Origin of the sequence: Mycobacterium sp. PSTR-4-N (assembly GCF_022348085.1) — a bacterium.
In the GTDB taxonomy this organism is placed as follows: domain Bacteria; phylum Actinomycetota; class Actinomycetes; order Mycobacteriales; family Mycobacteriaceae; genus Mycobacterium.
In genome coordinates this window covers 24,711-50,423 of sequence record NZ_JAKRFN010000017.1, presented here as the reverse complement: position 1 = coordinate 50,423, position 25,713 = coordinate 24,711, and the positions used below count along the sequence as shown (strand labels likewise).

The 25,713-nt window shown below is 68.1% G+C and carries 25 protein-coding genes; 12 read left to right on the top strand and 13 right to left on the bottom strand.

The features are described from left to right. Positions 1-20: 20 nt before the first annotated feature. Genes MHN84_RS20715 through MHN84_RS20695 form a run of 5 tightly spaced genes read right to left on the bottom strand, consistent with a single transcriptional unit; the run spans position 21 to position 6,787 of the window. A complete protein-coding gene (locus MHN84_RS20715; RefSeq protein ID WP_241206387.1) occupies positions 21-1,475 on the bottom strand; it encodes an aminotransferase class I/II-fold pyridoxal phosphate-dependent enzyme in 1,455 nt (484 codons plus the stop codon). Next, positions 1,465-2,640 carry an amidohydrolase family protein gene (locus tag MHN84_RS20710; RefSeq protein WP_241206386.1) on the bottom strand — a complete coding sequence of 392 codons (1,176 nt, stop codon included), beginning with the start codon at positions 2,638-2,640 and terminating at the stop codon, positions 1,465-1,467. Before MHN84_RS20710 ends, MHN84_RS20715 begins: the two co-directional genes overlap by 11 nt. Further along, positions 2,627-3,931 carry an aspartate aminotransferase family protein gene (locus MHN84_RS20705; RefSeq protein WP_241206385.1) on the bottom strand — a complete coding sequence of 435 codons (1,305 nt, stop codon included), beginning with the start codon at positions 3,929-3,931 and terminating at the stop codon, positions 2,627-2,629. Before MHN84_RS20705 ends, MHN84_RS20710 begins: the two co-directional genes overlap by 14 nt. Further along, positions 3,928-5,442, bottom strand: a complete 1,515-nt coding sequence (locus MHN84_RS20700; protein WP_241206384.1) for an APC family permease — start codon at positions 5,440-5,442, stop codon at positions 3,928-3,930. Before MHN84_RS20700 ends, MHN84_RS20705 begins: the two co-directional genes overlap by 4 nt. 16 nt (positions 5,443-5,458) lie before the next feature. Then, a complete protein-coding gene (locus tag MHN84_RS20695) occupies positions 5,459-6,787 on the bottom strand; it encodes a glutamine synthetase family protein (protein ID WP_241206383.1) in 1,329 nt (442 codons plus the stop codon). Positions 6,788-6,916: 129 nt separating this feature from the next. Here MHN84_RS20695 and MHN84_RS20690 point away from each other — a divergent pair, with 129 nt between their 5' ends. Together MHN84_RS20690 and MHN84_RS20685 are read left to right on the top strand one after the other, a co-directional pair. Beyond that, positions 6,917-7,711, top strand: a complete 795-nt coding sequence (locus MHN84_RS20690; protein ID WP_241206382.1) for a class II glutamine amidotransferase — start codon at positions 6,917-6,919, stop codon at positions 7,709-7,711. A gap of 5 nt (positions 7,712-7,716) precedes the next feature. Further along, on the top strand, positions 7,717-8,583 hold the full coding sequence (locus MHN84_RS20685) for a MurR/RpiR family transcriptional regulator (protein ID WP_241206381.1): 867 nt from the start codon (positions 7,717-7,719) through the stop codon (positions 8,581-8,583). A 10-nt stretch (positions 8,584-8,593) separates the two neighbouring features. On the opposite strand, the gene MHN84_RS20680 is transcribed toward MHN84_RS20685, so the two are convergent. Together MHN84_RS20680 and MHN84_RS20675 are read right to left on the bottom strand one after the other, a co-directional pair. Further along, complete coding sequence (locus MHN84_RS20680) at positions 8,594-11,476, bottom strand: aminotransferase (protein ID WP_241206380.1); 2,883 nt, start codon at positions 11,474-11,476, stop codon at positions 8,594-8,596. A gap of 101 nt (positions 11,477-11,577) precedes the next feature. Beyond that, a complete protein-coding gene (locus MHN84_RS20675; protein WP_241206473.1) occupies positions 11,578-13,593 on the bottom strand; it encodes an amidase in 2,016 nt (671 codons plus the stop codon). Here MHN84_RS20675 and MHN84_RS20670 point away from each other — a divergent pair. Continuing rightward, a complete protein-coding gene (locus tag MHN84_RS20670) occupies positions 13,587-14,345 on the top strand; it encodes a TetR/AcrR family transcriptional regulator (protein WP_255730701.1) in 759 nt (252 codons plus the stop codon). The two genes, MHN84_RS20675 and MHN84_RS20670, sit on opposite strands and share 7 nt — an antisense overlap. 5 nt (positions 14,346-14,350) lie before the next feature. Further along, complete coding sequence (locus MHN84_RS20665; RefSeq protein ID WP_241206378.1) at positions 14,351-14,644, top strand: DUF1905 domain-containing protein; 294 nt, start codon at positions 14,351-14,353, stop codon at positions 14,642-14,644. 12 nt (positions 14,645-14,656) lie between these two features. Here MHN84_RS20665 and MHN84_RS20660 read toward each other — a convergent pair whose 3' ends face one another. Further along, complete coding sequence (locus MHN84_RS20660) at positions 14,657-15,214, bottom strand: FKBP-type peptidyl-prolyl cis-trans isomerase (protein WP_241206377.1); 558 nt, start codon at positions 15,212-15,214, stop codon at positions 14,657-14,659. Positions 15,215-15,274: 60 nt separating this feature from the next. Here MHN84_RS20660 and MHN84_RS20655 point away from each other — a divergent pair, with 60 nt between their 5' ends. Then, a complete protein-coding gene (locus tag MHN84_RS20655) occupies positions 15,275-15,739 on the top strand; it encodes an SRPBCC domain-containing protein (protein WP_241206376.1) in 465 nt (154 codons plus the stop codon). A gap of 31 nt (positions 15,740-15,770) precedes the next feature. Beyond that, a complete protein-coding gene (locus MHN84_RS20650; protein WP_241206375.1) occupies positions 15,771-16,808 on the top strand; it encodes a zinc-dependent alcohol dehydrogenase family protein in 1,038 nt (345 codons plus the stop codon). A gap of 2 nt (positions 16,809-16,810) precedes the next feature. Here the strand turns inward: MHN84_RS20650 and MHN84_RS20645 are convergent, their stop codons facing one another. From MHN84_RS20645 to MHN84_RS20630, 4 genes are all read right to left on the bottom strand, one after another. Then, on the bottom strand, positions 16,811-18,079 hold the full coding sequence (locus MHN84_RS20645; RefSeq protein WP_241206374.1) for a S1C family serine protease: 1,269 nt from the start codon (positions 18,077-18,079) through the stop codon (positions 16,811-16,813). 124 nt (positions 18,080-18,203) lie between these two features. Continuing rightward, positions 18,204-19,043 (bottom strand): bifunctional hydroxymethylpyrimidine kinase/phosphomethylpyrimidine kinase, encoded by an 840-nt coding sequence (gene thiD / locus MHN84_RS20640; protein WP_241206373.1) that lies wholly within the window; start codon positions 19,041-19,043, stop codon positions 18,204-18,206. A 42-nt stretch (positions 19,044-19,085) separates the two neighbouring features. Continuing rightward, on the bottom strand, positions 19,086-20,363 hold the full coding sequence (locus MHN84_RS20635; RefSeq protein ID WP_241206372.1) for an EAL domain-containing protein: 1,278 nt from the start codon (positions 20,361-20,363) through the stop codon (positions 19,086-19,088). A 131-nt stretch (positions 20,364-20,494) separates the two neighbouring features. Next, a complete protein-coding gene (locus tag MHN84_RS20630) occupies positions 20,495-21,304 on the bottom strand; it encodes an LLM class F420-dependent oxidoreductase (protein WP_241206371.1) in 810 nt (269 codons plus the stop codon). A 162-nt stretch (positions 21,305-21,466) separates the two neighbouring features. Between MHN84_RS20630 and MHN84_RS20625 the strand changes: the two genes are divergently transcribed. Beyond that, positions 21,467-21,616 carry a hypothetical protein gene (locus tag MHN84_RS20625; RefSeq protein WP_241206370.1) on the top strand — a complete coding sequence of 50 codons (150 nt, stop codon included), beginning with the start codon at positions 21,467-21,469 and terminating at the stop codon, positions 21,614-21,616. A gap of 5 nt (positions 21,617-21,621) precedes the next feature. Here MHN84_RS20625 and MHN84_RS20620 read toward each other — a convergent pair whose 3' ends face one another. Beyond that, positions 21,622-21,972: a nuclear transport factor 2 family protein gene (locus MHN84_RS20620; protein ID WP_241206369.1), complete on the bottom strand. Its 351-nt coding sequence runs from the start codon at positions 21,970-21,972 to the stop codon at positions 21,622-21,624. A 154-nt stretch (positions 21,973-22,126) separates the two neighbouring features. Between MHN84_RS20620 and MHN84_RS20615 the strand changes: the two genes are divergently transcribed. The 5 genes from MHN84_RS20615 (at position 22,127) to MHN84_RS20595 (ending at position 25,670) form a co-directional block, all read left to right on the top strand. Then, positions 22,127-22,540, top strand: coding sequence for a nuclear transport factor 2 family protein (locus MHN84_RS20615; protein WP_241206368.1), 414 nt, complete (start codon positions 22,127-22,129; stop codon positions 22,538-22,540). 20 nt (positions 22,541-22,560) lie between these two features. After that, complete coding sequence (locus tag MHN84_RS20610; RefSeq protein ID WP_255730700.1) at positions 22,561-23,253, top strand: YafY family protein; 693 nt, start codon at positions 22,561-22,563, stop codon at positions 23,251-23,253. A 60-nt stretch (positions 23,254-23,313) separates the two neighbouring features. Further along, on the top strand, positions 23,314-24,336 hold the full coding sequence (locus MHN84_RS20605) for an LLM class flavin-dependent oxidoreductase (RefSeq protein WP_241206366.1): 1,023 nt from the start codon (positions 23,314-23,316) through the stop codon (positions 24,334-24,336). Between the two features lie 115 nt (positions 24,337-24,451). After that, complete coding sequence (locus tag MHN84_RS20600; protein ID WP_241206472.1) at positions 24,452-25,303, top strand: helix-turn-helix domain-containing protein; 852 nt, start codon at positions 24,452-24,454, stop codon at positions 25,301-25,303. After that, positions 25,257-25,670, top strand: coding sequence for a VOC family protein (locus MHN84_RS20595; RefSeq protein WP_241206365.1), 414 nt, complete (start codon positions 25,257-25,259; stop codon positions 25,668-25,670). The genes MHN84_RS20600 and MHN84_RS20595 overlap by 47 nt, the downstream gene beginning before the upstream one ends. The last annotated feature ends 43 nt before the right edge of the window (positions 25,671-25,713 follow it).

The window sequence follows — 25,713 nt, the reverse complement described above, 5'->3', positions numbered from 1 at the left end:
TCGAACACGGCGCGGATCAGTCAGCGCACCGTCGTGACGAAATCCAGCGTCGGGTCCGACGCGCTGATCGGATTGCCTGCCGCGCGCAGCGCACTCAACAGGGCGATGACCTCGCCGCTGAGCCGTTCACCGGGCATCACCAGCGGAATACCTGGCGGGTACGGCGTGATGGCCTCGGCGGCGATGCGGCCGACAGCATCGGCCAGTGCGACGGGAGCTCGGGCGGCGAAGAACGCCTCGCGCGGGGTGAGCACCACCTCGGGCCTCACGGCGAGCAGGTCGGTGGTCCACCCATCGGCGGCCTCGCCGCGGCGCTGCCCGAAGTGCTCGGCGACCTCGGTGAAACCAGCTGCGAGCCTGTCGAAGTCGTCGTCGGTGTTACCGATCGTGCTGATGCACAACACGTGTCCGGTGCCGGCCAGTTCGGGTTGCACCCCGTGCACGGCGTTGAGTCGAGCCGAAATCGCGCGCGCGTCGGCGTCGAGGCCGCCGACCCCGACCAGCAACTTGGTCTCGTCCAGTTGGTGAAGCCCAGTTCCCTCGCCCGCGAGGTGTTCGGGCCTCAGCACCGTCAGTCCCGGGATGAGCGCAAGCTTCTCTGCGGCGCTGCGCGCCCGGTTCAGCGCACTCTCCAGCAGCGCGTGCCCGTCGGTCATCATCTGCCGGCGCGCCAGATCGATCGACGCCATGATCGCGAAGTGGGGACTGGTCGTCTGGATCAGCTGCAGCGACCGCCGCACCGACGCTTCGTCGAGCTGGCTGGTGTCGACGTGTAGCACCGCAGCCTGACTCAATCCGGACAGGATCTTGTGCACCGAGTGCACCGTGGCAGCGGCGCCCGAACGCTCGGCAGGTGTGGGCAATTCGGGATGGAACGCGAAGTGCGGGGAGTGCGCCCCGTCGACCAGCAGACGCACCCCACGCTCCTGGCACAGTGCGGCCAGGGCGGCGATGTCGCCGGTGGTGCCGTAGTAGGTCGGGTGCAGCAGCCACAGGGCACGCGCATCGGTCTCGGCGAGCGCCTTCTCCACGACGGCGACGTCCAACCCGTGAGCGACGCCGAAGTCAGCGTCCCAACGGGGTTCCACCCAGATCGGCCGCGCACCGACCTGGACGAGTCCGGCGAGCACCGATTTGTGCGCATTGCGCGCCACCAGCACCGGCTCGCCGGGCCGCAGCGCGGCCAGGGCCACCGCGATGTTCCCGCCGGTGGAGCCCTGCACCATCACGAAACTCTGTGCCACACCCCACGCGTCGGCGATGAGTTGCTCGGCCGCGAGGATCGGCCCCTCGGGGCAGTGCAGCGTGTCGGTGTCGGGCAGGTTGTTCAGATCCAGTGCGGCGATGTTGGCGCGAAACCACGGGTCGAAGGTGCGGCCGCCCTTGTGCCCGGGGGAGTAGAACGGCGCCTGGTCCCGCTCGACGAACGCGCGCAACGCGTCGAGCAGCGGCGCACGGCTGTGGTCAGAGCCCATAGACGCGCTGCGCGTTCGCCGTACCGATCATGTCGACGATGCGGATCGCATCGGACTCGGCACAGTCACCGGACCGGAGCCAGTCGCCCAGCACCACACCCATGGCGCGCCGCCACAGCACCGAGCCCAGCACGTGCAGCTCCGGGGGACCGAATGCGTCCGAGGAGTAGAGCTGTTTGGCGAAGGGGGCGACCTCCATCGCCTCGGCGACCAGACCGACCGACCGCGGGCCCAGATAATTGATCGACAGTCCCACGTCGAAGTTCACGTGATCGAAAGCCTGTGCCAGATAACCGGCTTGGCGATGGAACGGGTAGCAGTGCAGCAGCAGCACCGGCACGGCCGGCATGATCCGCAGCAGCGGCAGCAACAGCAGCGGGTCGCACCGGTGCAGGTCGAGATCACGATCACCGAAGCCGACATGCACCTGGATGGGCAACCCGTGCGCGGCGGCCTCGTGCACGCCGAACGAGATCAGGACCGGATCGTCGACGCGGGCCGACCCTGGGCGCGCTGCCAGCGCTCCCGCATGGTCGACGACGTCGGCGTCGGTCGGCCGGGTCCAGTCGATGTCGAATCCGGTGCGATAGGCCACGATCGTTTTCGTGCCCACCACGGTCGGGTCGGCCGCTGCGGTCGCAAGCGCCGTCCGCATCGCGTCGGGGAAGTCCTGCGCCGAGGTGCCGCCCTCCAGGAGGTCCTCGGCAACCCGCTCCAGCCGGACGATCTCGGAGGAGCGTCCCGCTGCGAGCTTGCCGAGCCGTTGATGCGTGGTGATCTGGTCGCCTTTGAAACCGGTGTCGACGATCCAGTGCGCGACGCCGGCGGCGCGCAGCATCGTCGTGGCCAGCTCGTCGGCGCGGAACTCGCACCGCCGCTTCCAGTAGGTCTCTCCGTCGACGTGGACGGGGAGATCGAGAAGTGGTGCGCACCAACGTCGTATCGACAGCCCGAGGGGCGTATCGAAGTTCGTCATCCACGACGGCACCGGGTCGTTGGACCCCTCGTTGATCGAGAATTCGAAGGTGGCCCGGTCGATGTCTTCGTTGAAGGTGCCGTGCACGTGGTGGTCGACCAGCGGCACGGTGCGCAGATGCTCGGCCAGGCCGTCCGGCACCGAATCCTCGACTCCGCCGAACACGTCATCCAGCTCACCACCCGGCATACTTCGCGACCTCCTCGGCGTCGACCTTTCCTGCAGCCGCATCCGCGATGGCTGTCCCGAGGATGTCCGCCGCCGTTGCCGCCTGTGCCTCGGTGAGCACCAGCGGCGGGGTGATCTCCAGGACGTTGCCGCCGACGTAGTAGACGACCGCACCCAGCTCCCAGGCACGGTAGACCACCGCGGCGGCCAAGCGGGGATCACGGTCACCGCTGGCGGGGTCGACGAGTTCGAGCCCGATCGCCAACCCCCGTCCGCGCACGTCGCCGATGCGGTCTCCGCCCGCAGTGCTCGACAGCGCGCGCAGGGCCTCGGCCAGTACGGCTCCCACCGTCGCGGCGTTGTCGATCAGTCCTTCCTCCACCACCGTCTTCAGTACAGCGCGTCCTGCTGCCGTGCACACCGGGTTGCCCGCGGTGGTCAGCAGCGCGGCGGCCGGGGGCTGGTCCAGGATCGCGGCCGGCCCGACCGCGGCCGACAGCGGCAGGCCGCCGCCGAGCACCTTGCCGAAGGTGACGATGTCGGGCACGACGCCGTCGTGCTCGAACGCGTGCAGAGTGCCCGGCCTTCCGAGCCCCATCTTGACTTCGTCGCAGATCAGGGGGACGTCATGGCGCTGACAGAGCTGATGCAGCTGGGCGAGGAAGCCGTCGGGCGGCACGACCAGTCCGCCGTCGGAAAGGATCGGTTCGACGATGAGGCAGGCCACGCGGCCGCCAGCGAGGTGCTGCTCGGCGAGCGAAAGGCATTGTGCTACATCGGTATCAATTCCCTGCGGGCTGGGCCGGAACGGATTGGGGTAGGGCAGGAAAACCGCATCCGGATCGGCGGGTACACCGCCATCGACATGCACACCGGACACGCCCATCGCCACCCCGACACCGCCGTGGTAGCTGTGCTCGAACGCCATCACGGTGGGCCGCCCGCTGGCGTGCCGGCACGCACGCAACGCGACGTCGTTGGCGTCGGAACCGGCATGGCCGAGGTAAACCCGTCGCTCGCCGGTGCCGGGCACCAGCGCGAGCAGATCCTCGGCCAGGCCGACGGAGTCGGGGTGCACCGCTGAGAGTCCGCCGGAGCCGGGTGCGCTGCGGATGGCGCGGCTGACCGCCTCGACGACGGCGGGATGGCCGTGTCCGAGTCCAGACGCCGTCCACGTGGCGGACAGATCCAGCAGTTCGCGACCGTCGGGGGTGACGAGCGTGCAGCCGTGCCCCGACTCCACTTCCAAGGGGAAGAAGCGCAGTTTCTCGATACCGGCGATGACCTCGTCGCGGGCGTAGAGAGTACTCACGCCGATCGGGTCGGGTCAGCGGTGGGCGTCGCATCCGATTCGCGGTCCAGTTCCAGGGCCAGCGATTCACCGACGCGCTTCGCGATTCCCGAGAGGGCGATCGCGATGACGAGACCGAGGGCACACCAGTACAGGCCGAGCATCGGTGCGGCCGACCAACTCTCGGCGTCTTTGACGTTGAACCACAGCACCGTGACGATGACCACCGCGCCGAGCAGCGGCAGGACCAGTCCCGCGATCTTGCCCGCCCCGTTGTGCACGGACATGAATTTCGGCGCGCCGACGAAGTACGCGGCGGCGATCTCGACGAGCAGATAACACACCATCAGGCACACCGACCCGGCGACGGCGAACAGGAAGTAGGCGTCGATCGCGTCGTTTCCGGTGCCCATGTCGGGCCAGCCGGTGGCCCCGCAGATCAGGTCGACGACGAGGGCGACGACGACGACGAGCCAGGTGGCGCGGCGCGGGCCGCCGGTGTCGGCGTGGATGTGCGCCAGCGCTTTCGGACCGAAGCCATCGCGTCCGAAGGCGTACAGCATCCGGCCCGAGGTCGCCGAGGTGGCGAGGTGGCAGCCGAACGCTGAGACGATCGCGGTGAAGATGATGACCAGCGAGAACCACTGGCCGATGTAGGTCCCGCCGAGATCGCCGAGGGTGTTACCCGAACTTTGGAAGGCTTCCAAACCTGCCGCATCGGTCCCGAATCCGACGACCTGGGCGAACATCACCACGACGAAGAGGACACCGGTGAGGATCAGAGTCCCGGCCAGAGCGCGGGGGATGTTGCGTTTCGGGTCGTCGGTCTCCTCACCCATGGAAGCACACGCCTCGAAGCCTGCCCAGGACAGGAACGCGGCCACCACGCCCGCGAGCACCGCGGAACCGGAGACGTCGCCACCGGAGAAGGAGAACACCGAGAAGTCGATTCCCGTGCTGGGCGCACCACCCTGGGCGAAGATGGCGACCACGAGCACGACCATCGCCAGGATGCCGATGCCCTCGATGGCCAGCAGGATCTTGGCGAGCAGCTGAATGTCACGGCCGGACAACAGGAACGAGATGACAGCGCCGATGACCACGATCACCAGCCAGGGCACCTGGTAGGGATCGTCGGTGCCGGGCTGCAGTGCGGCGATGAACGAGTTCACGAAGGCAGCGGTCAGCGCGAGCGTCCCGATCGAGAATCCCCAGTAGGCACCCAGCATCGCGAACCCGGAGAAGAATCCGGTGCGCGGTCCGATGGTGCCGCCCACCAATCCATAGGCGGACCCCGCATGGTTCAGGTGCCGGGTGAGGCGCACGAAGCTGTAGCCGACCAGCGAGACGCCGACCAGTCCGATGAGGAACACCAGCGGGATCGACTTGCCGACGGTCCCGATCAGCCCCTGCCCGTTGCCGGACATGGCCAGGGTCGGACCGACCAGTGCGACGGACAACGCGAGCGCGACCCAGAACGGCAGTCGACGGTGCGGGATCTGATCGGGCGCATCAGGTGTTCCTGCGGTCACGGATGTCTCCTTCTTCTCAGCAGGTCCAGGCGAGCCGGACGGCGTCGCAGATCTGTTCAGGCGATTGGTCCCCGTAAGTCTTCTGCTCGTAGCGGCGCACGGCCAGAAGCGCTTCCACGATGTCGGCACTCAGCAGCTCGGCAGCGACCTTCGAAGTCTCCATCGCATCGAGCGCATCCCGCTGAGCCAGCGGCAACGGCGGAGTCTGGATGTCCGACTGAGCCGGATTCTCCGGAATCTCCTCCGGCAGCTCCAGAGTGCGTTCGATCCCACGCAGTGCGCTGCTGAGGAACGCGGCGGCGGCCAAGTAGGGGTTGGCACTCGGATCGATGAGCTTGCACTCGATGTTGGCGCCGTGCGGGTTGCCGGGTGTGGCGGCAACGAAACGGACTGCCGCTTCGCGGTTCTCGAGTCCCCAGCATGCGGTGGCACCGGCCCAGTTGCCGGGCTTGAGACGTAGCGGCGAGACGACGGAGCCCGCGTAGACACCGATCAGATCCGGCAGGGTGTCGAGAACGCCGGCGATCGCATGCCCGCCGGCCGGGCGCAGGCCGTGCGGACCGGTGCCGCCTGACAGTAACGGCCCCTGCGCGTCGGTCAGAGACAGGTGCAGATGGGCCCCGTTACCCGCAGCGCCGGCGAAGGGCACCGGCGAGAACGAGATCCGCAGGCCGTGGCGGGCAGCAACGCGGCTGAGCACGATCCGCGCGAGAATGACCGCGTCCGCTGCGGCCACCGGCGTGTCCGGGGCCAGTGACATCTCGAGTTGGTCGTGCCCGTACTCGGTGTGCAGTTGCTCGACGGCCAGCCCGGCGTGCTGCGCGCTCGCCGCGAGGTCGACCAGGAAGGCCGAGCGGTCCAGGGAGGTCCTGATGCCGTACGGCGACCAGGGTTCGGCGGTGGCGGGGCCGCCGTCGGCGGCCAGCATCGTGCACTCCAGCTCGGCCCCCATCCGCACCTGCAGGCCGCGGTCGGCGGCGGCACGTTCCGCCGCCGCAAGTCGTGTCCGGGTGCACAGGGGTGCGGGCTCACCGTGCTGATCGGTGAGGACGCCGGGCGCCCAGGCAATCCCGCTCTCGACGACGCGCACGTCGTTGCTGTCGATCCGGATCCGTAGATCGCCCGCCACGCCGATGGTGGGGGTGAACGCGATGCCACTGTCCACGCAGAAGACGCTCCACGACGGGGACACCCCCATGCCGGATCGGGCGAAGGCCTCCAGCCGCGACACCGGCACGTATTTGGCCCTGGTCACGCCCGCGAGGTCCGTCACCGAACCCGCGACGACGGCGACGCCCTCCTCGCGCAACGCAGCTGCGTGGGCGGTCACATCGGGGTCGTCCATGGGGCAACGAACTCCTCGGTACTGCTCTGCGGATGGGCGGTCGCGTTCACGCTATGTCATAAATGTTTCAGAGTCTTTAATTTTCTCTGTTTATGATCGATTCATTAGATCCGAGGAACGGGGATGCGGATGTGTCGACTGTTGGGCGTTGCCTCGCCCGAGCCGACGTCGGTGGCCGACACCGTCGGTGACGCCGTTCTCACCGATTTCCTGGCGCTGACGAAGATCCACGGCGACGGCTGGGGGGTGGCGTCCGTGGGTGCGCCTGACGACGCTCCCCGCGTTGAGGTGTCACCCGACAGTGCGCTCAGTGATCCCCGTTTCGGTACGGCGGTCAAGGAGGCGGCGCGGGCATCGGTGGTGCACCTGCGCTGGGCCACCAACGGATTGGCGGTCAGGCGGGAGAACTCGCATCCGTTCGCCGCCGACGGGGTGGCGATGGCGCACAACGGGTCCATCAAGCCGATGGCCGCGCTCGACGGGCTCCTCGACCCCTTGGTGGCGGCCACGCTGCAGGGCACCACCGACAGCGAGCGCTACTTCGCGCTGATTCGGCAGTGCCGGCGGAGCGCACCTGATCTCGCCGAGGCGGTGCGGCGGGCGGTCGCCGAGTTGCGCGGCATCTACGCCGACGCCAGCCTCAACGCGCTGGTGCTGGGGGAGGGCCGACTCATCGCGGTGCACGCGCATGCCCGAAGTGTGTTGCTGGACGAGGACATCGAAGAGATCAGCGCGACCGACCTGCCCGCCGAACACCTCGAGGATTACTTCTCGCTACGGACGGCGCGCCTCGACGACCGGACGGTCGTGATCGGTTCGACCGGGTTCGGCGATCTGCCCTGGCGGCCGCTGCCACCCGAAAGCGTGCTCGAGATCGTGCTCAGCGATCTGTCGATGACGGTGCGGCCGCTCATGGCAGATTGACTCACATGGTCGAACACAGCGAGTCGGTGGCGGCGCGCACACGTGCCGCGCTGGCCGGGCTCAGCCGCGCCGAACGTCGGGTGGGCCGCGCGCTGCTGGCCGACTATCCCAGCGCAGGCCTGAGCAGCGCCGCCCGGCTCGCCGAGCGGGCCGAGGTCAGTCCGCCGACGGTGTTGCGTTTCGCCCAGTCCCTCGGTTACGACGGGTTCGCGGGTCTGCAGGCGGCATTGCGCGCAGAGCTCACCCTGCAATCGAGCGGGCCGCTCACCCGGCTTGCCGATGCGCCGCCGGCGGGCAGCCACCTCGAGCGTCTGCTACATCAGGCCCATGCGCAGAACGAGCGCGCCGAGCAGACCCTGGCACAGTTGCCGGCGGCGATGCTCGAAGCGGCAGTGACACTGATGGCCGACACCACCCGGCCCCTCCACCTTCACGGAGGCCGGTTCTCCCACCTGCTGGCCGTCTATCTGGCGGCCCATCTGGAGCAGTTGCGGCCAGGCGTGCGGCTGCTCTCGGATCCCAAGGGCACCGACCTCGGCACGATGATGGACCTCAGCCGGCGAGATGTGGTCGTGCTCTTCGACTATCACCGCTATCACCGCAGCGCCGCGGAGCTCGCCGCCGATGTCCACCGCGCCGGGGCGACGCTGTTGCTCATCACCGACGACATGGCGTGCCCGGTGGCGCCGGACGCCGAAGTGGTCCTGGCCGCCTCGAGCACCGCCGGCACGGTGTACCAGAGCATGTCGGCGGGTTTCCTGCTCACCGAACTGTTGATCCCGTTGGTCATGGACGCGATCGGCGAGCCGGCGCGCACGCGGATGGCGTTGTGGGAGGAGCGAAGGCGCGGGGAAGTGCTGGATCAGACCTGACGAGCCGACGTCACCAACCCGTCGTCAGTACCCGGTCGAGGCAGTCGACGAAGTAGTCCACCGACTCCTTCGACACGCACAGGGGCGGCTTGATCTTGAGCACGTTCTGGTAGTCGCCGGTGGGCTGCATGATTACCCCGAGTGTGAGCAGACGATCACAGATCGCCGCTGTCTCGTCGGTCGCAGGCTCCAGAGTCTCTCTGTCCCGGACGAATTCGAGCCCGAGATACAGACCCGAGCCGTGCACTGTGCCCACGATCGGATGTGTCCCAGCCAAGTCCATCAGTCGGTTCTTCAGATGCGCGCCGACGACACGGGCGTTCTCCTGCAGGCCTTCCCCCGCAATGACGTCGAGAACGGCGATGCCGATCGCCGACGACACGGGTGAGCCACCCGTGGAGGAGAAGAAGTACCCCTGGGTCCGGTAGCGTGCCGCGATCTCGCGACGCGTGACCACGATGCCGATCGGTTGCCCCGCGCCGACCGATTTCGCGACGGCCACGACGTCGGGTACGACGTTCTGCTGCTGGAATCCCCAGAACCATTCGCCCAGCCGCCCGTAGCCGACCTGCACCTCATCGGCGATCGCGACCCCGCCGTGCCGGCGCACCGCGGCATACACCTGCTCGAGGTATCCATCGGGTAGGGCCACACCGCCGGCGTTGCCGAAGTAGGACTCGCAGATGAAGCCGGCCGGTGGCGTCCCCGCCTCGGCGAGCGCATCGATCACCGCGACGGCCTCGGGCCCGTACGCGATCGCGTCGGCGCCGCGATGCAGTCCGCGGTAGGCGTTCGCCGCGTCCACGGTGTGCACCCACTCCGGCCGCGTCGCGAGCGCATTCGGGTTGTCGGCGATCGACGTGGACACCGCGTCGCTGGCGAATGTCCAGCCGTGATAAGCCTCCCGCATGGCGACGATGTCGGGGCGGCCTGTGGCGGCCATCGCGATCCGGATCGCGAGATCCGTTGCCTCAGAACCGGAATTGACGAAGAAGACGGTGTCGAGCTCGTCGGGCAGAGTGGCCGAGACGCGTTCGGCGAACTCGGCGATCACGCCATAGTTGAAGCGCGAGTTGGTGTTCAGCAGTCGCATCTGCCGGTTGGCCGCATCCACGACCCGGGGATGGGCGTGCCCGACGGAAGCGACGTTGTTGACCATGTCGAGGTAGACCCGGCCGTCGACGTCTGCGAGGTACTCGCGCCAACCGCGTTCGATGCGGGGCGGATCGACGTAGTAGTGCTCCTGAACCTCGGCGAGCACCTGCTGTCGGCGAAAGAGCGTGTCGTCGCGTCGATCCTGCGCCAGAGGTGGAAGACCGATCAGCGGAGCGGGGTCACCGGCCAGACGGCGCCAGCCGCCCGCATAGCGAGGGTCGACCAGCAGCGGGACCGGGTCCGCGTCTGCGCGCACGTGTTGGATGTCGATCGGCGTGTTCGCCGGCAGCGCACCTCCATCGGGCGTGAAACCGGTCAGGCGCACCACCTGGTCAGCCGTCGAGATCACGAGGCTGTCGTCGGTCTGATCGAGCTGGGCACCTGCCGGAATGTCGAGGGTGGCGTCCTGGGCCAGCCAGACCCGCAACGCGGTGGGAACCGTTGCCGGAGCGGCGGGCGTGCGCATCGGGGCGCCGGTGAGACGGGGAGCCCAAGCCGGGAGTACGACCGCGGGCGCGCCCTGGCGCAGTGCGGCTGCGGCAGCGCCGCCCAGCGCCGCCCCGTCCATCCACCGGCCCTCGTCGTTGACCGGTGCCGTGGTCCCGGCGTCGAGCACGGTCGCGCCGGCGAGGCCCGCGATCAGGGGCGCTCCGCTCCACACCGGCGCGGGACGGATCGGCATGTCCAACGCTTGGCGGATCAGCGTGTTCATCACCGGGAACGGAACGGACACCGCCTGCTCGAGGATGCGGAGTTCGCGGTCCAGGGCGGAATCGGCGTAGCTGTTCTGCGCATCGATGCGCACCTGTTGACGACCGCTGAGCACCAGCACCACTCCGCGCAGCGCGACCAGAGGCCAGAGGGCGTCGACTTCGTCCTCGCTCAGTGGGCGCAGAGCATGGAACGCCGTGATCGCCGGCAGTACGTCGACGGGCGTGAGACCGTCATGGTGCAGCAGCGACGACACCGTGATGGCGATTTCGTTGACAGCCCACGATTCGGCGACGTCGCCGAAATCGATGATGCCGTCGGGCAGTGCGCATGGGGCGTCCGGTGCGATGACATTGTCGTCGGTCAGGTCGAAGTGCCCGAGCTGCAGGGGAAGTCGCGCCGCCACGGCAGAGAGATCGCGTCCCGCCGCCTCGGTCACCGAAGCGGCGAGAGTGGCGATGCGCGAGTCGGGTTCGTCGCGCAGCAGCGCCTCGATCACCCGGTCGGCGTGGCGCAGGTCCCACTGCAGCACGCGGTTGGATGCCGGATGCGTGATGCCCGACAGCGCGACGCTCACCGTCGCAGCGAGCTCGCCCATCCGCGCGACCGTCGCGGGGGAGAGGTACCTCGATCCGGTGAGTGTGGCGCCACCGACGAACTCGAGGACGCGTGCATGCAGGCGACCCGCTGTGGTGTCCCACCACGCAGACATCGGGCCGTGCGCGCCGATGACCACCCGGGGGATGCGCAGATCCGGCTCACGCTCGGCGACGGTGTCGGCGGCGAGGCTCTGCAGGTCGATCTCCGCCTCGGAGAAGGCCGGGTTGGTCAGCTTGAGGACGCCGATCGGTGCGCCGGTGTCACGCTCGGTGAGCAGGAAGTTCTGATCCTGCTGACTTCCCAGCTCCGTGAGATCGCCGGTGATCGAGAAGGTCTCGGTCAGATGGCGTCGCACCTCGTCCATTCCGAGCGCGGGGGCGGGCAACTCGGGGCGTGCGAAGAAGTCGAAAACCTGGGTCTCGATCATCAGATGCCTCGTCTCGACGGGGTGTCACCACCTGGGGCGACTAGAACATACACGGTCGGTTTTCACTCCCACCAGACGCGATTTTCGCTGGTGGCAGCGGGTCAGAGGGGAGCGTCCGCGGTGGTCGCGATCGCGCCGGCGACGGCTCCTGTGTCGCTGCGGGCGACGACGACGATCAACGGGCCGTAGGGCGCACGCCATTCGCTGTGTGTGCGATCGGGTGGTCTGTCGGGCAGAGCACACGTGCCCATCAGCGCGTCGTCCACCGGCACTCGCTCGCCGTCGACGAAAGCGACGATCTCGGACACCGGATCGCCGTCGGCGACGACGCGGAACGTGAGTGTGGCGCCGTCGCCGGCATCTCGGTGCACCGTCACGTCCGACACCCGCAGACGTAGGCCACCGTCGACCGGGCGACACGGCGTCGAGAACACGGCCTCGTCGGGCAACGCGGGGGTGCGCGGCGGGGGAGTGCGCCGCACCCGCAGGCTTTCGACCGAGCGGGCCAGCCGCAGCAGCATCGTGTCCGCATACGCAGCACCCGCGACCGTCAGACCGACCGGCATCCCGGTGTCGTCCATCGTGCCCATCGGCACGGTGACCGTCGGGATACCGAGGTGCCGGGGCACCAGGTTGCCATTGGCCACCCAGACGCCGTTCTGCCAGGCGATGTCGGCCGAGGCGGCATCGATATCGGCATCGGCGGGACCGACATCTGCCACTGCGGGGAAGACGACGGCGTCGAAACCGTTGTCGGACAACCACGTCTCGAAGTCGACGCGGCGTGTCTCTTCGAGGCCGCGCATTCCCGCCTCCACGGACGGGATCCGGTCGAAGGGCACGACGCCGACGCGGGCGCGTTCGACGTACTCCGCGAGATCGTAGGCGAGGTCGAACGGGAAGACTCCGTACCGGTCCGGAAGAGCTCCTGTCGGCGCGGGGAAGATCAGCGACCCGTCCACGGCCGCGAGATCCTCGGGCCCCGAGTCCACCGACCGCAGGAACGCGTCGAAGGCCCAGATGGACAGATCCCACACCTCGCGTTCGAGGTATTCGGCGGGGACGAGGCCCCGCTCGACCATCGTGCGTGACTCCGGGTGCAGACCCTCGTAGTTCTCCACGACCGGGAAGTCGGTCTCGACGACCTCGGCGCCGGCGGCCACCAGCTCGTCGCGCATCGTCAGCCACAGCGCCATCACCGAGTCGCGAGTGCGGATCGGGTGAGCACTGTCCGGGTCGCCGTTGACGTAGAGCCGAGGCACCGCCAGACGCAACCCCTGCAGCGGTAGCGGTGCGAGGTCGACGAACGACGGCGGACGCACGGCCGAGGCGGCGGGAATGTCGACCCATTCCTGCATCCGCCAGAGGTCCCCGTCACGCACCGGATCGTCGTCGACGACGATGTCGAGGAGTCGGAGGAGATCGTCCACCGAACGGGTATGGGGGACAACGACGTCCATCGTGGGGACCAACGGCCAGTTCCCGCGCACGGAGATCACACCTCGAGAGGGGGTGTACGCGACGAGCGCATTGTTCGACGCGGGGGCTCGGCCCGACGACCATGTCTCCTCGGCCAGGCCGAAGGCGCCGAAACTCGCCGCAGTGGCAGTGCCTGACCCGTTCGACGATCCCGAACCGAAGGCCGATGTCAAATATCGCGCGTCATAGGGACTCTCGGCGCGACCGTACAGTCCTCGCTGCATGCCACCCGCCGCCATCGGGGGCATGTTGGTCAACCCGAGGCAGATGGCACCCGCCGAGCGCAGGCGGCCCACCGCGAAGGCGTCGTCGTCGGCGATCAGGCGTGCGAATGCGGGCGAACCCGCGGTCACCGGCAGGCCACGAACCTTGAAACTCGCCTTGGCGGTGAACGGTATTCCGTCCAGCGGTCCGAGGGACTGCCCTTGCGCCCGGCGCCGATCCGATGCGCGCGCCTCGTCGAACGCTGCGGGGTTGAGCACCGGAACCGAGTTCAGCATGATGCCCGACCGGTCGAAGTGAGCGATCCTGTTGAGGTAGCGGGCGACGAGCTCGACGCTCGTGACCGCACCCCGCGCGAGAGCGCCGCTCAGGAGTTCGAGATCGGCCTCGACGACCGTGAAACCACCCGATGTCATGTGCTGGGCACTGGACTCGACCGACACGCGATAAAACATACACTGTCGGTTTATGCTCGGCCTCGGATTCGCCGTTGTCGATCGGAGAGGAGACCGTCATCGCTCGCCCTTCGCGTCCACTTCTGAATCGTGACCTGATCGCGCGGACCGCCCTGGCTCTCATCGATCGTCACGGCACGGAGGGGGCGAGCATGCGACGGGTGGCGCAGAAGTTGAACGTCAACCCGACCTCGCTGTACAACCACGTCGCGGACCGGGCCGCGATGATCGAGGACGTCCGCGCGCTGGTGTCGGCGCGCATCGACTCTGCGCCGCTGCGTGAGCGGTCGTGGGAGGACGGTCTCGTCGAGTGGGCGCGCTCGTATCGCATCGCGTTCGCCCGTCACCCGCGCGCCATTCCGTTGCTGATGACCACCCGGGCATCCGCGCCGGTCCTGCTCGCCGAGTACGAGGATTTCGTGGTGGCCGCCGAGGCCGCCGGTTGGCCCCCCGACGAGATCCTTCCGCTGCTGACCGCGTTCGAGTCGTTCATCCTGGGCAGCGTGCTCGACATGTCCGGTCCCACAGTCATTTTCGACCCCACCGGACAGGAAGAGCGGTTCCCCCGTTTCACCGCCGCCTACGCGACGCTGGCGGACCACGACGCGTCCGACCCCGTCGCCACGCGCGCGTTCGAGCGGGGACTGGCGATGCTGGTGGCCTCGGCACGCCCGCCGACAGGGCGCCGAAACGGAAAACGCAACCTAGGCTGATCGGGGTGAACTGGGAGTTCGAGGCCGCGGTGTTCCAGTGGCGCGGCCCGGCACCGTACTTCTTCGTCGAAACCCCGCCGGACGTCGACGATTTCCTGCATGCGCGGGCGAGCGAACTGACCTACGGGTGGGGGGTCATACCCGCGCGCGTCCGCATCGGGCACACGGAGGTGACGACGTCGTTGATCCCCCGCGACGACGTCTACCTCGTCCCGCTGAAGGTCGCGCTGCGCCGCGCCGAGGGTGTCGACGACGGCGACACGGTCCGGATCCGACTCGACGTGGGCCCTGCTCGCTGATGCGGGCGCAGCTCAGGCGGATGCGTCGAGGATCTTGATCGCGAAGACCAGGGAATCGCCGGGCGCGATGCCTGCGGCGGGCTGACCGTTGGGATAGCCGTCGGCCGACGTCATCGCCACGGCGACGGTCGAGCCGACGCGTTGACCGGCGATGGCCTTCCCGAAGCCGGGCACCACACCGTCGAGCGGAAACTCGACCGGAGTGCCGCGCTGGTAGCTGCTGTCGAACACCGACCCGTCGCGTCCGTTGACACCCTCGTAGCAGACGGAGACCGTCGCGGTATCACCGACGACGGCACCCGAGCCGGGCGCCAACGTGTGCACCTGCGTTTCGGCCACCGTGAACGGCGCGGTCACGGTGATCAAGGGGGCTGCGGTGTCGGTGGAGCCGGTGACGGCGACGCTGCCGGTCGTACCGGGCAAGGTCCAGTCAGCGGCGGTGGAGGCGCTCGGAGGCGCGGTCGGACAGGCCGCTGCCTGCGCCTCCGAGGAACCGCAGGCTGTCAGGGCCAGCGTGGAGCCGACACACGCGGCGAGGGCAAGGGCGCACGGAACTCGACGGAGCAGCACGCGGCCACGCTACCGTCCCACAGGTTTGAGCACGTGGCCGGTCTGGGCACTGGACATCGCATGAGCGACGACAACAAGGTGACCGTGGAACGTTCCATCGACGCATCCGCCGACGCGGTGTTCGACGTGCTGTCCAACCCCCACCGGCACCCCGCCCTGGACGGTTCCGGGTTCGTGCGCAGTGTCGACCACGCCGATCGCATCCAGAAGGTCGGTGATGTGTTCACGATGAACATGGCAGGCGATCACATGGGCGGCGAGTACAAGACCGACAACCACGTCACCGGATACGTCAAGGACAAGCTGTTGGCCTGGCAGACGGCACCCGCCGGAACGGAGCCGCCCGGGTGGGAGTGGTTGTGGGAGCTCGAAGCCCAGGGTCCGAACGCGACACTGGTTCGGCACACCTACGACTGGTCGAAGGTCACCGACAAGGATCTGCTGAAGAAGGTGTCGTTCCCCCTGGTGACCGAAGACCAGCTGAGCGACACGCTGTCTCGCCTGGCGGCGGAAACCTCGTCCTGAGCGACCCGCCGGCGCGGATCAGACTGGGCTGATGCGCGCACTGGTGATGGACAGGATCGGCGGCTCACTCGAGGTCCGGACCGTGCCGGATCCCAGTCCGCCGTCGGACGGCGTCGTGGTGGCGGTGCGGGCCACCGGCCTGTGCCGCAGCGACTGGCACGCGTGGGCCGGGCACGAGGCCGTGTCACTTCCGCACGTGCCGGGCCATGAATTGGCCGGCGTCGTCGCGGCCGTCGGCGCGCAGGTGCGTGGGTGGTTGGTCGGTGACCGAGTCACGGTGCCTTTCGTGTGCGGCTGCGGTGCCTGCACGTGGTGCCGATCCGGCAACGCACAGGTCTGCCCCCATCAACAGCAGCCCGGATTCACCTACTGGGGTTCCTTCGCGGAGTACGTCGCGCTGCCCGCCGCCGACGCGAACCTGGTGAGCCTGCCTTCGACCGTGTCGTTTACCGCCGCGGCCGGTTTGGGGTGCCGGTTCGCGACGGCATATCGCGCCCTGACCGGCGTGGGCCGGCTCGAGCGCGGACAGTGGCTGACAGTCGTCGGCGCCGGCGGTGTCGGGCTGAGCGCGGTGATGATCGGCAAAGCGTTGGGCGCCAACGTGATCGCGGTGGATCGCACCGCCGAGGCGCTCACCGCGGCCGAAGCCCTCGGCGCTGACCACTGCGTCATCGCCGAGGGCGCGGAGACCTCGGAGTCGATCCGTGAGATCACCGGTGGCGGAAGCGACGTCGGTGTCGACGCGGTGGGTCACGAATCTGCGTGTGCGCTGTCCATCCTCAGCCTCCGCAGGCATGGCCGTCACGTACAGGTGGGCTTATTGCCGTCTGTCGACGGGCATCCGCGCGTGCCGATGGATCGCGTCATCGCGTGGGAGATATCGCTCCACGGCAGCCACGGAATGGCCGCGGCGGACTACCCACCGATGCTGGACATGATCGAGCGCGGCGAGGTGCGTCCTCAGGCTCTGATCGAGCGGATCATCACCTTGGAGGAGGCAGCCGAGGCCCTGCCGACCATGGACACCGCATCACCAGCCGGTGTCACGATCATCGACCCCTGCGCCTGAGCTCAGGCAGTACCCAGCGTGACCTGCGCGGTGCGCGTCGCGCCCGCGTCGTCGCGATAGGTGACCGACACCTGATCTCCCGGCGCCTTGGAGCGCACCGCGGCGGCCAACGCTTCGGGCCCGTCGATGATCTGGTCGTTGATCTTCGTGATCACCGCGCCGCTGGGCAGTCCGGCCGCGGCTGCGGGACTTCCGGCCGCCACCTGCGCAACGGCCGCACCGCCGGTGTCACTGGTGTCGTTGCTGAGCTGCACCCCGAGCGAGCCGTGGCTGGCCGTGCCGGAGGAGATCAATTCATCGGCGATACGTTTGGCCTGGTCGGAGGGAATCGCGAAACCGAGGCCGATCGAACCACCGCTGGAGCCGGATCCCATGCTGGCGCCGGCGGAGTTGACACCGATCAGGTCGCCGTTCATGTTCACCAACGGCCCGCCCGAGTTCCCGGGATTGATGGCGGCGTCGGTCTGCAACGCATCGAGGATGACCGGGGAGCCACCCTCGCCGTCGCCGGCGGCCACCGGTCGATTGAGCGCACTGACGATGCCTCGCGTCACCGTGCCCTGCAAGCCCAGCGGCGACCCGATCGCGACGACCTCCTGGCCGATCTTGACGTCCTTCGACGAGCCGATGGTGATCGGAGTCAATCCGCTGACGCCTTGGGCGCGCACGACCGCCAGGTCACCGATCGGATCGGTGCCGACGACGGTGAACGGCACGCTGCGGCCATCGGCGAAGGTGACGGTGGCCGCGGAGTCGCCGCCGTCGAAGGCCGCGGGTCGCGCACCCATGCCGCTCTGGACGGCGGGCGCGACGACGTGGTTGTTGGTGAGGATGAGACCGTCGGGACTGAGCACGATCCCGGACCCTTCGGCCACGCCCTGGCCTGCAGCGATCTGCAGTTTGACCACGCTGGGCATCACCTTGGCGGCGACCTGCTCCACCGAGTCCGGCGCAGCGCTGGCGGCCGGCTTCACCGGCTGCGCCTGCACGGTTGCCGGCGTCGCGGTGGCCGGGTGCTGGTGATCGGTCACAGCTACCGCGGCCGCGGCGCCTATGCCTCCGCCGGCGATGGCGACGGCCGCGGCGCCGGCGAGCACCAGACTGCGGGGGGTACGCGATCGCGCCGCGCGGCGCGCGGTGCGCGGTGAAGGCGGTGCAGCCGGGTGGCCAGGCCACGGTGTCGGGTTGCCCGACAACGGGTTCGGTTGGCTGGGCCAGTGTCCTCTCGTCCAGTCGTGAGTGGGCGGGACGGGTGGGGGCGGGGTCGCCATGGGTGGTGTTCCCTTCGAGGTTGGGGCATGGGAAGTCGATGATCCGACTCGGTTGCCTCAACACTGCCCACCGCAACTGAGACTCCACTGAGAGCACACTCAGCAAAGACCGAGAACATCAGGCTCAACGGTAGAGGCTGGCCAACCCGTTGACGGGGCCGAGACCGTGGCCGAGCGGATAGGCCTCCCGGATGCATTCGGTCACCCACATCTTGCCGAAGGCCACCGCATCGGGCACGGAGTAGCCGTGCGCCAATGCGGCTGTGATCGCCGCACCCAATGTGTCGCCGGCGCCGTGGTCATCTCGGGTGTCCACCCGAGCCGCAGCGAACTGGTGAAACTCCGAACCGTCGAACAGGAGGTCCGAGCTGACGCTCGATGTGCGCAGGTGGCCGCCCTTCACCAGCGCCCATTGCGGACCGAGCGCATGCAGGGCGCGCGCAGCGTCACGCTGGGTGTCGGCGTCTACGACGTCGATGCCGACGAGCAGGCGTACTTCGTCGAGATTCGGCGTCACCAGGGTGGCCAGGGGGATCAATTCGTCGCGCATGGCATCGAGAGCACTGGGGTGCAGCAGCGGCTCGCCCGCATTGGAGGCGCAGACCGGGTCGACGACGAAAGGGACGGTCCCGGCGAGCTTTTCGGTCGACCACGTGGCCACGATGGCGCGGATGATGCCGGCGGAGGCGAGCATGCCCGTCTTGGCCGCTTCGATTCCGATGTCGGAGGCCACCGCGCTGATCTGCGCCGCGACCACCTCGACGGGGATCTCGTGAAATGCCCTGACTCCCAACGAGTTCTGCACTGTCACGGCGGTCACCGCGGCGGTTCCGTGAACGCCGAGCATCGCAAAGGTGCGCATGTCGGCCTGCAGGCCGGCGCTCCCGCCGGAGTCGGAGCCCGCGATGGTCATCACCCGGCGCGGCGTCTGTCCAGGCGGGGTCAGGGGGAGACGGTTCGTCATCACGGCAGAGTCTAAAGGGCCCTCCACGCCGGGGACGCTGATCTACGACGCGCTCGAGCGAGGGTCGCCCGGTCGGCCGAACAGATAGCCCTGACCCCATTCGACACCGAGCTCGGTCAACGTCGCCTGCTCGTCGCGTCGCTCGATCGCCTCGGCGATCGTGGTTGCTCCCATCTCCACGCAGAGCCTGACGATGGCGATCACCAGAGCACGTTTTGCCGGATCGCGATCGATATCCGAGGTGAGCGAACCGTCGATCTTGATGACATCGGGCCGCAGCTGCAGCATCTGCGTGAAACTCGCATAGCCGGCACCGGCGTCGTCGATCGCCAGTCGTACACCTGCGTCCCGCAATGGCTGCAGCGCGTCGGCCAAGCCGTCGGGAAACGGCTCGTGCTCGGTGATCTCGAGGACCACCGGCACACGCACTGCCCGCAGGGCGGCGTGTAACCGCTCGTCCATGGCTGCCGACGGACTGGCGTTCACGGCGAGGAAGCGCTCTGCGGGTATCCAGTCGAGGTCGGCGAGCACCCTGGACAACGCCGCCAATTCGAGAGGGACGCCGCGTCCGAGGCGGCGTGCGACGTCGAACCAGTAGGCAGGAGAGCGTTCCGCACCGCCGGGGAAACGGCACAAACCCTCGAAGCCGACGACAGATTCCGACGCGAGGTCGACGATCGGCTGGTACACCGCCGACAGCGGGGACGGCGCTGCCAGCAGGTCGCTCAGGTGCTGATGGAGCGCGTCCTCGCGCGCCAGGTCGGGGAGTAGCACAGACGCCAGGAACTGTGCGGCGTGATCGCGCCCCGAATGGCGGGGATCGCCCAGGAAATCGTCGAGCATCGACGACAGTTCGGTGTGAGATCCGATCAGAGCCGAGACGAAGCGCGCGGTTGCCTCCATCGCCGCGATATCGCGTTCGGTGAACTTGTACGTGTCCACAGCGGTGAGGCTCAGTGCCCCGATCCCCCTGCCGTGGTGCAGGAGCGGGATCACGACGAGGGAGCCGATACCGAGGCGTGCACCGATGGCCCGGACCTCCTCGGTCAGCTCGGGATCGGCCAGCGGGTCAAGACTGACCTGTGGACGCCCGGTGGCGACGGCCCGACCCTGGAAGGTTCCGTGAAGCGGCAGGGTCAGCCCGAGCAGCGATTCCACCAGCCCGTGCGCGGAGACCACCACGAACGTGTCCTCAGGGGTCAACAGACTGACCGCTGCGCCGTCGGCTTTCGGTGTGAGCAGGCACATCTGCTCAGCGATCCTCTGCATGAGCGCTGACGGGTCGATGGACGCATTGATCGCCGCGACGAGGTTCTGCACCGTGCGACCTAGAGAGATCCCACGTTCTCGTGGCGAAGGCGCATCGTCGAGTTCCTCCCCTTGGCCAGCTGGTCGGCCAGCCTTGGGCCAAGGTAACAGCGAACTGTCACCCAGAGGGCCGGATGCGGGAATCAGCCGTTGTCGCGCCAGGCGAGCACGTCTTTGAGCGCCCCCAGGTCGTACCCGTCGTCGGCGGTGAGTTCGGTCTGGAACAACGTCACTCCGGCATCACGGAACTCGTCCGCACTGCGCCTGTTCTGCCACAGAGTCGAGCGTTCGATCTCGGCGCCGCTGCGGCCGAACGTCGCGGCCAGCTCGTCCACGCGCTCGCTGAGCCTGCGGAACGTGTCGAGTTCGGCGAACGCATGCCAGATGTCGGCATGTCGGGCGACGGCAGGGAGTGAGCGTTTGGGTCCGGTACCGCCGATGAGGATCGGCAGCGGGCGGACCGGTGGCGGGTTGAGGACGGCCAGCCTGTTCTCGATGCGGACGAGGCTCTCGTCGAACAGGTCGAAGCGGGATCCGAAGGTCCCGAAGTCGTATCCGTAGGTCGTGTAATCCTTTTCGTACCATCCCGCGCCGAGTCCGAGGATGAGTCGGCCGCCGCTGATGTGATCGACGGTGCGCGCCATGTCGGCCAGCAGATCGGGGTTGCGGTAACCGACACCGGTGACGAGCAAACCGATGTCGGCGTGCGAGGTGATCTCACCCCACGACGCCAGCGCGGTCCATCCCTCGAAGTTGGTCACGTCGGGCTGCACCTGCGCCAGAACGGGCTTGCCGTCGACGAGGGCGTCCATCACCGGTCGATGAAAGTGGTCGTAACCGAAGATCACGTCGACGCCGAGATCGTCTGCGGCGACGACGGCGTCGCGCCAGCTGCGGTAGTCGGGTGCGCCTCCGGGCTGAATCTGAACGGCGACGCGGACGGGACGGGTCATGGCTGCTCCTGAGTCGGGGGACGGCACTCTTGAGCCAATTCGTCTCGTACCGGGTTTATTCCGGTCCGAGTGAGGATGGGGGTTCAGCGCGGCGCAGACGGGGCACACTCGCACCGGATCGTCGAAGCGGCGCTCCGTCATTCCAGAGAGGACCTCGCGACCATGACGATGCCCAGTGACGCTGCCGATGCGGTCGAATCGAACGGTACGAACGACGGGCCGCGCGACCACGAGGGTGTCGACACCGACCACTCCGCCTACGTCGACGAGAACAATGTTCCCCACCCCGGAGACGCCAACGAGCAGCGCTGAGCCGGCTAGGTGAGATAGGTTCCGTGCCCCTCCACGATTCGATCGCCGGCGAAGCGCAGGACTTCGCTGACCAGACCACCGCGCTGGTTGCGATAGTTGATGACCATCACGTCGACTCCCTCATAGACGGCCTCGACGGTGAAATGCAGGTCAGGGTGCAGCTCGAGCGCACGAACCCAGTACTCGCGTAACGCTTCCTTGCCCGCGACCCGACCGCCCGTTGTCGGGAGCACCTGCGCGGCGACCGGAGAGGTGAACACGACGGCGTCGTCGAAATGGTCGAGAACTCGCTCGACGTCGTGAGCGTTCCAGGCGTCGACCCATTGCCGGCTGAACGTCTCGGCATCTCTGTCCATGCGGCACGTTAACGAGCCGGACGCGCGGTAGTCCAGTGTTTTTCGGCCGACCGGGAGCCGGACATACGAACACCCGTCTGAGTCCGCCGTCGCAGGGAAACTCGTCCGCAAATGCCGACACACAGTTGTCGCGGACGTGTCCGACGCTGTCGACATGACCGAGAACGCAAGCGCCGAGACGACCATGACCCCGAACACCGCGGCCGCGGATGCGGCACTCGCCGTGTGGCTGACGATGTGGAACAGCGGCGGCGAGATCGCCCGTCGCATCTGCACCGACGATTTCCGGATCCACTTCCTCAACTCCGAAGCCGACGGCTCGAACCCGGGCGACGACGTCCTGGGCGCGCAGAGCTTCGCTCGATACCTCGACGCGTACCGCGAGAGGCATCCGGAAGTGGTGTTCACCGAGGTGGCGCGCGCCGTCGACGGGGTGCACGGGCGGATGCTGTGGAATGTGCGGGCAGGGGAGAATGCTGCCGGCGGGGTCGACGTCTTCGACTTCACCGACGACGGCTTGATCCGCGAGGTGTGGTCGGTGGGCGGCACGCGGACACATCGCACCTGAGATCGGAGGAGGCTTGCGTGATGAGGCGGGCGGAAAGGTTGTACGCGCTGGTCGACCTCTTGCGTGGAGCCCGCCGACCGATGTCCGCCGCGCGGCTCGCCGAGGAATTCGCGGTGTCCAAGCGCACGATCGAACGTGACATCCAGTCTCTTCAGCTCGCGGGTGTACCGATCTACGCCGATCGCGGAGTGTCGGGCGGGTACTCGATTCTGCGTGAGCACTCTCTGCCTCCGCTGAACCTGACGGTGACGGAGTCGCTGGCGGTGCTCGCGGGGCTCGCCCTTCTGGAGACCTCACCGTATGGAACGGCGGCGCGACGAGCGCGGGCCAAGGTCCTGGCGATCAGCGGCGAGGATCACCTGGCGTCGGTCGGAGACGCGTTGGCGTCGATGTTCGTCATCGACGCCGAAGCCCCCACGGAGGCGGCGATCGCACTCATTCCGGAAGCGATCGCCGCCCGCAGGGTCGTGCGGCTGCACTACATCGCCGACGACGGGACGACGCGCACCAATCGGGACGTCGAGGCGATGGGACTGCTCCGCGGCGGGGATGCCTGGATGTTCGTCGGATGGTGTCGGCTACGCAATGGAATTCGGGGGTTTCACCTCGACCGCATTCGGCAGCTGGAGATCAGTGACGAAGTCTTTCCCGAACGGGACCCCGCGGTACTCGACGCAGACCTGTCGCGGTGGCGTACCCGTCGGCTGGGGTGAGCAGCCGAGTCGGCCGACATGGCGGGGAATCGGTTCCGGCCGCGGGTGGTTGATCGGGCAGTGAAGAGGATCGGATTCCTGTCGTTCGGGCACTGGTCGGACAGCCCGCATTCCCGGGTGCGCTCCGCCTCAGACGCCCTGCTGCAATCGGTCGAGCTGGCGGTGGCTGCCGAGGAGATGGGCGCCGACGGTGCGTACTTCCGCGTGCACCACTTCGCCAGGCAACTGAGTTCTCCGTTCCCGCTGCTCGCCGCAGCGGCCGCGCGCACCACGCGCATCGAGCTCGGCACCGGCATCATCGACATGCGGTACGAGAACCCGCTGTACATGGCTGAGGATGCCGGCGCTGCCGATCTCCTCTCCGGTGGCAGACTGCAGCTGGGCATCAGCCGCGGGTCGCCCGAGCAGGTGATCGAGGGCTACCGCTACTTCGGCCACCAACCCGCTGAGGGCGACGCCGATGGCGCCGAGATGGCACGCGAACACACGCGGGTGTTCCTCGAGGTACTGACGGGCCGGGGTTTCGCGCAGCCCAACCCGCGTCCGATGTTCCCGAATCCGCCGGGTCTACTCAGGCTCGAGCCGCACTCCCCGGGGTTGCGTGACCGAATCTGGTGGGGTGCGGGTACCCGCGCCACAGCCGAATGGACGGCTCGCGAGGGGATGAACTTGATGAGCTCCACGCTGCTGTCCGAGGACACCGGTGTGCCCTTCCATCAGCTGCAGGCCGAGCAGATCCAGCGATTCCGTGATGCGTGGACAGCCGCCGGCCACGAGCGTGAACCGCGGGTCTCGGTGAGCCGCAGCATCTTTCCGATCGTCAACGATCTGGACAAGCAACTGTTCTGGCACAACCGCAACAGCACGGACGAGGTCGGCGTGCTGGCCGGCGGCACAGCCCGCTTCGGTAAGACATACGCGGGTGAGCCCGACAAGCTCATCGCTCAGCTCGCCGAGGACGAAGCCGTTGCGGCGGCGGATACGTTGTTGTTGACGGTTCCCAATCAGCTTGGCGTCGAATACAACACGCACGTCATCGAGAGCCTGCTGACCCATGTCGCGCCGGAGCTCGGATGGCGGTGAGGAACTCGGCGTCGGCCCGTTCCCGCCCGTAGAATCCCCGAGTGTGACCGAGCAGACGCCGCCGTGCTGGGAGATGGCGACGGCGACGTGCGATCGGCTCCCCGGGGTGACGTCGATGGTCGGGTATCGCACCCTCGACGTGCCCGACGGTACGCATCTCGGTATGCCGTCGGCGAGCCTGACGTTCATCGTCAGCGCCGACGAGGGCGTCGAGGCTGCTGCCGATGTCACGCAGTTGCCGCTGGCTCGTGCGCAACGCGTGATCCTCGGCGGATTGCACTTGCGCGCCAGCCATGTGCGGCAGCGTCGTGGACAGTCCGGGATCCAGCTCGCTGTGCACCCGCTGGCCTCACGGGCCCTGTTCGGGGTGCCCGCCGCCGAGCTGAGCGTCGATGACTTCGACGGATCCGCTGTCCTCGGCGCGGTCGCGAGGCAGCTCAGCGATCAGGTCGCCGAGGCCGCATCCTGGCCCGCCGCCTTCGACGTGGTTGCCGGGTTCGTGCAGCGCAGCGCAGATGCCCGCAACTGCGTGCGGCCCGAACTGCGGCATGCGTGGCGAATGTTGCGGTGCAGCGGGGGACGCGTATCGGTGGCCGCGGTGGCCACGGAGGTCGGTCTCACTCCGCGCCATCTGGGCACTCTGTTCCGCCGCGAGGTCGGGCTCGCACCCAAGGCCGTCGCGCGGTTGATGCGCTTCGAGACGGCGACCGCACGAATCGTTCGATCGATCTCCGCGAGCGCCGGCGTCGACCTCGCCGACGTCGCAGCCACCACCGGCTTCTCCGACCAAGCCCACCTGAGCGCCGAGTTCGTCGCCTTCACCGGCCTTCCACCGCGGAAGTGGATCGGTGCGGAGTTCCGAAACATCCAAGACGGCGGGCACCGGATGTTCGATCCTGACAACCATGACCCTGTCGAACATGACCCAGTCGAACCCGGCCGTGTGGCCGACCCTGCAAGCCCATGACGCACCCGCGCTGATCGATTACCTCGTCGACACCTTCGGCTTCGTCGTGGGCGCCCGCTATGGCGACGACGATCGCGTGGACCACGCTCAGTTGAACTGGCCGGAGGGCACCGGCGGGCTGATGATGGGAAGCTACAAGCCAGGCACCGACTGGTGTCGCGAACCCGGTAGCGCGGGTGCCTACATCGTCACCGCCGACGTGGACGCGCTGTACACGCGGGTGGTGTCGAAGAACGCCGACATCGTGCGCCCGCTCTGCTCGACCGATTACGGCTCGCGGGAGTTCGCCGTGCGTGACCCGGAGGGCAATCTGTGGAGCTTCGGCACCTACGCGGGTGAGGTGAGTGAAACCGAGCCACCTGTTTAGGCGCGACGAGAGCGGGAAGCCGGGCGGTCCAACCGAACGAGCC